Consider the following 7,042-nt stretch of genomic DNA (forward strand, 5'->3'; position numbering starts at 1 on the left):
CACCTGTTGCGAGGCAAAGAAAGGAGTGCGCCATGAAAGGAAACAGACGGTATCTATCGCTTATCTGCCTGCTGCTCCTCCTCATCTTTTCCGGCTGTACTTCCACTGATGCGGAGCCAGTCCCGTCCGCGCAGCCTGCATCCCCTTCCGCCTCTACCCCGGCGCCACAGCAGGAGGGTACCTTTGTATCCATTGCCAGCAGCTATATGACCTATTATGCCGTTCGGGAAGACGGTACGCTGGTGGGCTGGGGTGACAACTACCGTGGACTGATCAACAATCCTGAGGTAGGACTGACCTATGACGGGGCGGTGGAGATGATGAAGAACGTCTCTACTGTCTATGCCGGCGAGTGGGTTACGCTGGCTCTATGCCGGGACGGCACCCTCTGGGGCATTGGCTCCACGATCTTCGGCCAGCTTCCGGAAGGGGATGTGGAATCAGACCAATACGCCCCTCGCTTTTTGATGGACAACGTGCTCATGGCTGCCCCATCGGGAGAGAGCGCATGTGCCCTTCGCGCTGACGGTACCGTATGGCAGTGGGGGGACGGCGAGGCCTTTCAGCCAAAGCAAATTTTAACGGATATCGTAAAGATAGCGGCAACCTCCTCCGCCTTTTATGCCATAGACACGGAAGGCACGCTCTATGCGTGGGGCACGCTTTTGCCCATAGAAACAGACCTGGAGGAGCCTTGGCTGGAACCGCGGAAGCTCCTGGAGGGAGTAACAGATGTAGCCGCCTCCGGAGGGCGGTTATTGGTACAGAAAGCGGACAACAGCCTGTGGCGAATGGGCTGGTGGCAGAAGGAGAGCTACGCATACACCGACCTGGAGCTCTGGATGGAGGATGTTATCTCCTTTACCATTGATCTGGCCATCACAGAGGAGCACACGCTCTGGAGTTTGGAGGACGATACCCCGGTCCCCCTGATGGACAACGTGGCCAGCGCGGTAAGGGGGGAGCAAGGGATCCTCGTTCTGGACCGGCAGGGGCGGCTTTGGATGCTTCCTCCGGACGCCGATGTGCCCACCCTGCTGGCGGGATGCTCTGTGGAAGAAACGCCCACCCACACTGTCGGGGCAGGTGCCCTTCCGGTGGCAGAGGTGCCGGTTTCCGCCCTGGCCGCGTGCTATGCCATCCGGGAAGATAGAACCTTGCTCCGGGTGGAGCGGGACGGCAGTGATACGGCGCTGCTGGAGGATGTGGCCGCCGTCTATGCCGGCCAGTGGGCCAACTACGCCATTGATCGGGGCGGGACCCTCTGGGGGATGGGCGGCGATACGGTCAGCCGCCTGCCCGGCGCCTATTACGGGGAGGCTCCGGCGGAATTTGTCCCCATTCTGGAGGGGGTGGCCTCCCTTGCCCAGTATTCCGAGGCCTGGGCCATGGTCAAGCAGGACGGTACCCTGTGGGCCTGGGGCGACCTTTTGGGGGCGGCGAGCTGGAAGGAGCCGGTTTATCTTGCCGATCAGGTTTTGTCTGCCCCCTGCGAAGCCTATCCCGGCGGCCTCTATATCAAGCAGGACCACACCCTCTGGCGGTGGGAGCCTGTTCTTCAGGGGGACGGGAGCTGTGTGATCCAGCAGCGGCAGGTCCTGGAGGGCGTGCTGGACGTCTGCCGGTGGGATGACGCCTTTTTTGTCCTGAAAGAGGACGGAACGGCCTGGCTCTATGAGGAGCTGGAGCCGGACGGCGGAGTGCGCCTTCTGGACGGAATGCGTTCCATAGGAAGAGATTTTCTGCTTCAGGAGGACGGTACTCTGTGGGAGGCTCTGGCGGAAGGAGAGGAGTGTACCCTTCGCAAGATTGGGGAGCAGGTCACTTATGCCGCGCGGATGTACGCTTGGGACACTTTTCTCTGCCTGGATCAGGACGGCGTGCTGTGGACGCTGGCTGCGGACGGCTCCAGGGAAAGACTTACAGAGGGAATACGGTCTCCTTCCTGAGGGAACCCCACAGCCGTGGGATTTGCTCTGCGGCAGCGTCAGTGCCGCAGGCGGTCAGGGGGAGCAGGAACAGCAGCATGGTGGAGCGGTAGCGCACCTGAATTTCGATCAGCAGGTGGGCGCCGAAGTAGAGCCCCGCCGCCAAAATCAGGATGGCGGAAAGGCTGGGTCTCCGGCTTTTGGCCCATGCGCCCAGCCCGGCCAGGGCCAAAAGCGCTGTGTAGAACCCCACACCCAGCCTGCACCACTTGTCCGTCCAATATCGGACAAAGCCGTCCAGCCCCCAGCTCTGCAGTCTGTCCATCACCCGCTGGGTGAGGGCCCAGGAGCTGTCCTCAAAAGAGCCCCACATTATGGCCAGCTTGTCCCAGAACAGCCGGAGCAGCTCGGGAACGCTGTAAGCGGAGAGCCGCTCCCGGACCAGCGCCTGGGCGGCTGCCGCCGGATCCTCGCTGGCAAAGACGGTGACGGCGTCCAGGCTGCTGTATCGCCCGAGGGAGGTGCGGTTAAGGCCCAGCATAAATTTCCAGGCCGGAAGCTGATTGGACAGTCCGTTGGCGTTCAGGCCGCTGACACAGACCAAAAGGGAGGCTCCCTGCGTGACCGCGGCATAACCGGCGCAGAACAGCAGGCAGGAGCATGCGCAGACCCGGAGGCTCTGCCGGGAGGACGCCGTGTACAGCAGCGTGCCGCCCAGGACGGCCAGTAGGACCACAACGGCCATGGGCCGGAACAGATTGCTGACGGCCAGCAGCACCCCCGCGCCGAGACGAGCTCTATACAGCTTTTTCCCCTCTGCCTGGGGCGATAGGAACACCCAGAGAGCCGCCGTCAGAAACAGCTCCGCCATAAGCTGATTGGTAAGGACCGGAACCATGAAATAGGCGGCGGGGTAGCACAGGTAGATCAGCGCGGCCAGGGCGGCGGCCCGGTGGGAGGCAAACCGCCGGCACAGGCAGTAGAGCAGTACATTGGTGGCGGATACGGCCATGGCGTTCATCAGCAGGAAAAACGGCAGTCCGGCGTGAAAGAAGCGGATGAAAAAGGCCATCCAGGCCACAAAGCCGCTCTGATAGGCCCAGTACTGAAAGTATGGGGTGGTATTCAGCATGTTGTTGCCGCCGGCCAGCTCTTTGGCGGCGTAGTACAGCAGATAGAAGTCGGATTCCGGCGGCGTCCGGAGCAGCAGGGCGGCCGCTCCCTTGGTGACCAGGGACAGCAAAAAGAGCGTCAGGGCGAAACGGCGGGGGCTGAGAGGATGTTTCCCCAGATATAGGGCGCACAGCAGCAGCCACGCCCAGGGCAGGACCAGATAGAAAACGGAAAAGGCCTTTGGCGCGGTATTCCGGTACAGGTGCGCGGCCGCGGCGGCTGTGATCAGGGCCAGCATGGCGCAGAACAGGACAGCCAAGCCCGTGAAGCAGGGCGAGGAGCGTTTTTGACAGAGGCGCGGCGTTCTGCCGCAGGGTATTTCGGACATTGCGTGTCTCCCCAATCGGTAAAAATGAGCGGGCGGGACGGATAGACACAGACAAGGCAGGCCGGACGCACATGCAGGGCGTCCGGCCTGCCCTTATTTTGCCGCGCGGGAGGCAGCGCTGTCCCTTCTTCCCAAATGCCCCTATCTTTATATTTGCGGGAGGGTATCCAAACGGACAAGGGGGATGGCGCATGGCTTCCAAATATCCTTGTCCGTTTTTGACCGGGAGGCCAAATAATACATAGGGCGGCTATATTTGCCTTAGGCCTTATCATTGGGAGACAAGACAGGTCCTGCGGCCGGGGAGACAGCCGGCAGGACCTTGCTGATGTGCGAGCGCACATGATATACTTTTTATGGAATCGTTTGCAGGGAGGCGAGTGTGTATGCAGGCTGATAATAGGGCGATATTTGAGTCCTATTACCGCAAATACTACAGCCAGATTGTGATTCATGCATATCGTTTTTTACAGAACTGGCCCATGGCCAACGAGGCGGCGCAGGAGGCGTTCCTCATTGCCTGGCGGCGGTTTGAGGTATTTCAGTCCAGCGAGAACCGGATCGGCTGGCTCAAGGTCACCGCGAAAAATGTGGCGTTGAATATGATGGCCCGGGCCCTCCGGGAACAGAAGCTGTTCATTTCCATGTGCGAGGTGCCGGAGAGCACCGCGGCCGAAGCTGAGGAACTGCCGGTTTCCGCGGAGCTGCTTTTTCAAAACATGATGACGGAGGATGAGAGCCATTTGCTCAAACGCATTGTCCTGGATAAAGCGACCTATTTGGAGCTGTCCAAGGAACTGGGGATCAGCGTCTGGGCCTGCCAGAAGCGGATGCAGAGGCTGTTGAAAAAGCTGAAAAGCGCCCTGGAGGACAGAGGATGATATCCGCCTGTTTAGCTGTGAAACCGGAACAATCGGATGGGGGAATAGCCATGGACAGCCGCGAAAGCGAGACCTTACACAAGTATCAGTATTTGTATCACCTTACCATAGAGGAACTGGAAACACTTTTGAAGATGCATACCGGCAGGGACACGGACGGGGACGATGGGTTTCTTGCCTGTGTGCTGGATGCGATGGAACAGAGGGAGCGGGAGCATCCCAGCGGACGGATCGCGCCCGTGGACCAGGCGTGGTCGGATTTTACCCGGTTTTATGAGCCGGACGCAGAAGACCCGGACTGTATCTCCTATTTGACGGAAAGCCAGGACAATGGAAAGAAGCGGCCCAGGCCGGTGGCCAGGGTCAAATGGAGCCGTGTCATCCTGGCAGCCGCCATTGTCTGCGTGGTGGTCACCCTCCTGCTGCCTCCCGCCCTCGGCTTTCAGCATGTGGCCCAAATGATCGGCTCCTGGACCGACGGGCAATTTTCCTTTGTCCGGGAGGATGCCGCAAAGGACCCAATGCCGGTGGAAACCACCTTGCGCAACGTGGAATTCCCCGATCTGAAATCCGCGTTGGAGTGCTGCGGAATCAGCCCGGATATTTTACCAGCCATGACTCTGGGAGGCTATTCCCTGAATTGGGTAACTGTAGATTATACCCCGACATCTGGAGTGGCGACACTTGACGCATTTTATGTCAATGGCGATAGATGTTATTTAATTACTTGTGTGGATTGTGACGAAGGAAGTACAAAAGTTCATATATATGAAAAGACGGATGCTCCCGTGGAAGAATTGACGGTAGACGGGACCACATATTACCTTTTTTCAAATATCAATAATATTGTGGGTGCATGGCGTTCAGGTAACGTAGAATGTTCCATTACGGGGAATATCTCGTTTGAGGAGCTGAGAGCGCTTATAAAATCCATTCCGGGGACGCAGAACTGACCGAATGAAACACCATGTAAGGGGGGGAAGGAGATATGTCCGGCCGCAGCAACGATATCTCAAATCAGTATCAGTACTTATACCGCCTTGACATGGGGGAATTGGAAACACTTTTGAAGCTGCATACCGGCAGGGAGCCGGACGGGGACGATGGGTTTCTTGCCTGCGTGCTGAACGCGATGGAACAGCGTGAGCGGGAGCATCCCAGCGGACGGATCGTGCCCGTGGACCAGGCGTGGAGGGATTTTACCCGGTTTTATGAGCCGGACGCAGAAGACCCGGACTGTATCTCCTATTTGACGGAAAGCCAGGACAATGGAAAGAAGCGGTCTAGGCCGGCGGCCAGGGTCAAATGGAGCCGTGTCATCCTGGCAGCCGCCATTGTCTGCGTGGTAGTCACCCTCCTGCTGCCTCCCGCCCTCGGCTTTCAGCATGTGGCCCAAATGATCGGCTCCTGGACCGACGGGCAATTTTCCTTTGTCCAGGAGGATGCTGCAAAGGACCCAATGCCGGTGGAAACCACCGTGCGCAACGCGGAATTCCCCGATTTGGAATTTGCAGTGGAGTTCAGCGGAATCAACACGGATATATTGCCCGCCATGATCCTGGACGGCTACAACTTTGATGGTGTATGGGTGGATTATGTTCCCGCCGCTAGAATCATAGCGCTTGATGTAGTTTATATTAATGCTGATAAGTCCTATATGGTTACCTATATAGATAGTGGACCGCGAGATACCACAGGTGATATAGTATACGAAAAGACGGATGATCCTGTAGAAAAATTGACGATAGACGGGACCACATATTATCTTTTTTCAAATGCCAATAATATTGTGGGTGCATGGCGTTCAGGTAATGTAGAATGTTCCATTACGGGGAATATCTCGTTTGAGGAGCTGAGAACCCTCATAAAATCCATTCCGGGGACCCAGGGCTGACCGGCCGGCTGTGGGATGTGGGGCAGCTGTGATTTTGAGAGGGCCAGCCCATAAAGATCCGGCGCGGCGGCTATAACTGAACCTCTGTGCTTTTGCCCGGGCGTTCAACAAGGATGAGCTGAGGGACCTTTCGCGCGTCTGCCTTGGCGTAGTGCAGGCACACAGCGCATGTGCATAGGCATATTGTTCCCCCAGGCTGTTCGATATATCGTACAGACCAGCAATCATAACCGCACTGGGGACACGGTTTACCGGTTTTATTCCCATAGATATGAATATAAATCATGCTCCTCTGGATGTCTGTCAGTTATTTTGTGAATTTCTGGACTGTGGGCTGCCTTATCTTTTTTAGGGCAGGCATATTATATAATTTTGAACGGCAGACCCTCCAGGGGCAATGCAAAATCCAAGGCTCACGGTGTAAAATTTGCCTGTCTGTGGAGAGAGCCGCCTCGAGGTGACAGTTGGACTTTTGATCCTTGAATACGTACAGGAGCCGCCTGAATGGGCGGCTCCTGTACGTATCAGAGTTTTTCTTTTTTCTCCAAAGGGTAATCAAAATGCTTGCCGCGGCGGCACAGCCGAAGACAGCAAAAACCAGGATGGCGAAACGCGGTAACGGGACGCGGCGGATCGGAAACGGTTACTGTGCAGACCGTTCCGGAGCGGGCGGAGCAGGCGGGAGCTTAGCCGGTCATGGCCATCAGCTGCTCCAGAGTGACCTCGTAGACTAGGGCTTGTTTGAAAAATAAAAGTTGCACAAAAGGAGCAGATATGCGAAACTAGAGGTATGAAATGCTATGAATTAACAACAGAACAATGGGAACGTGTCAAACCT

Annotated in this window: 5 protein-coding genes; 4 read left to right on the forward strand and 1 reads right to left on the reverse strand. The window is 57.1% G+C overall.

Going from position 1 to position 7,042, the window contains the following annotated elements; translation table 11 throughout:
- The first annotated feature begins 32 nt into the window (after window positions 1–32).
- Complete coding sequence (locus tag B5F88_RS09835) at window positions 33–1,949, forward strand: hypothetical protein (RefSeq protein ID WP_140402086.1); 1,917 nt, start codon at window positions 33–35, stop codon at window positions 1,947–1,949.
- Here B5F88_RS09835 and B5F88_RS09840 read toward each other — a convergent pair.
- On the reverse strand, window positions 1,921–3,429 hold the full coding sequence (locus B5F88_RS09840; protein WP_087345134.1) for a glycosyltransferase family 39 protein: 1,509 nt from the start codon (window positions 3,427–3,429) through the stop codon (window positions 1,921–1,923). The genes B5F88_RS09835 and B5F88_RS09840 overlap by 29 nt on opposite strands.
- 386 nt (window positions 3,430–3,815) lie before the next feature.
- Here B5F88_RS09840 and B5F88_RS09845 point away from each other — a divergent pair, with 386 nt between their 5' ends.
- Genes B5F88_RS09845 through B5F88_RS09855 form a run of 3 tightly spaced genes read left to right on the forward strand, consistent with a single transcriptional unit; the run spans window position 3,816 to window position 6,204 of the window.
- Window positions 3,816–4,310 carry a sigma-70 family RNA polymerase sigma factor gene (locus tag B5F88_RS09845; RefSeq protein ID WP_162612157.1) on the forward strand — a complete coding sequence of 165 codons (495 nt, stop codon included), beginning with the start codon at window positions 3,816–3,818 and terminating at the stop codon, window positions 4,308–4,310.
- Window positions 4,307–5,263 (forward strand): DUF4367 domain-containing protein, encoded by a 957-nt coding sequence (locus B5F88_RS09850; protein WP_087345140.1) that lies wholly within the window; start codon window positions 4,307–4,309, stop codon window positions 5,261–5,263. The genes B5F88_RS09845 and B5F88_RS09850 overlap by 4 nt, the downstream gene beginning before the upstream one ends.
- A 35-nt stretch (window positions 5,264–5,298) precedes the next feature.
- Window positions 5,299–6,204, forward strand: coding sequence for a DUF4367 domain-containing protein (locus tag B5F88_RS09855; RefSeq protein WP_087345143.1), 906 nt, complete (start codon window positions 5,299–5,301; stop codon window positions 6,202–6,204).
- Window positions 6,205–7,042: the final 838 nt, after the last annotated feature.

The organism is Flavonifractor sp. An306 (genome assembly GCF_002159455.1).
Taxonomy (GTDB): domain Bacteria; phylum Bacillota; class Clostridia; order Oscillospirales; family Oscillospiraceae; genus Flavonifractor.

What these genes read in the sequence shown, in the direction of transcription:
- B5F88_RS09835 (WP_140402086.1), top strand. Translation starts at nt 33, where the DNA reads ATGAAAGGAAACAGACGGTATCTATCGCTTATCTGCCTGCTGCTCCTC.
- B5F88_RS09840 (WP_087345134.1), bottom strand. Translation starts at nt 3,429, where the DNA reads ATGTCCGAAATACCCTGCGGCAGAACGCCGCGCCTCTGTCAAAAACGC.
- B5F88_RS09845 (WP_162612157.1), top strand. Translation starts at nt 3,816, where the DNA reads ATGCAGGCTGATAATAGGGCGATATTTGAGTCCTATTACCGCAAATAC.
- B5F88_RS09850 (WP_087345140.1), top strand. Translation starts at nt 4,307, where the DNA reads ATGATATCCGCCTGTTTAGCTGTGAAACCGGAACAATCGGATGGGGGA.
- B5F88_RS09855 (WP_087345143.1), top strand. Translation starts at nt 5,299, where the DNA reads ATGTCCGGCCGCAGCAACGATATCTCAAATCAGTATCAGTACTTATAC.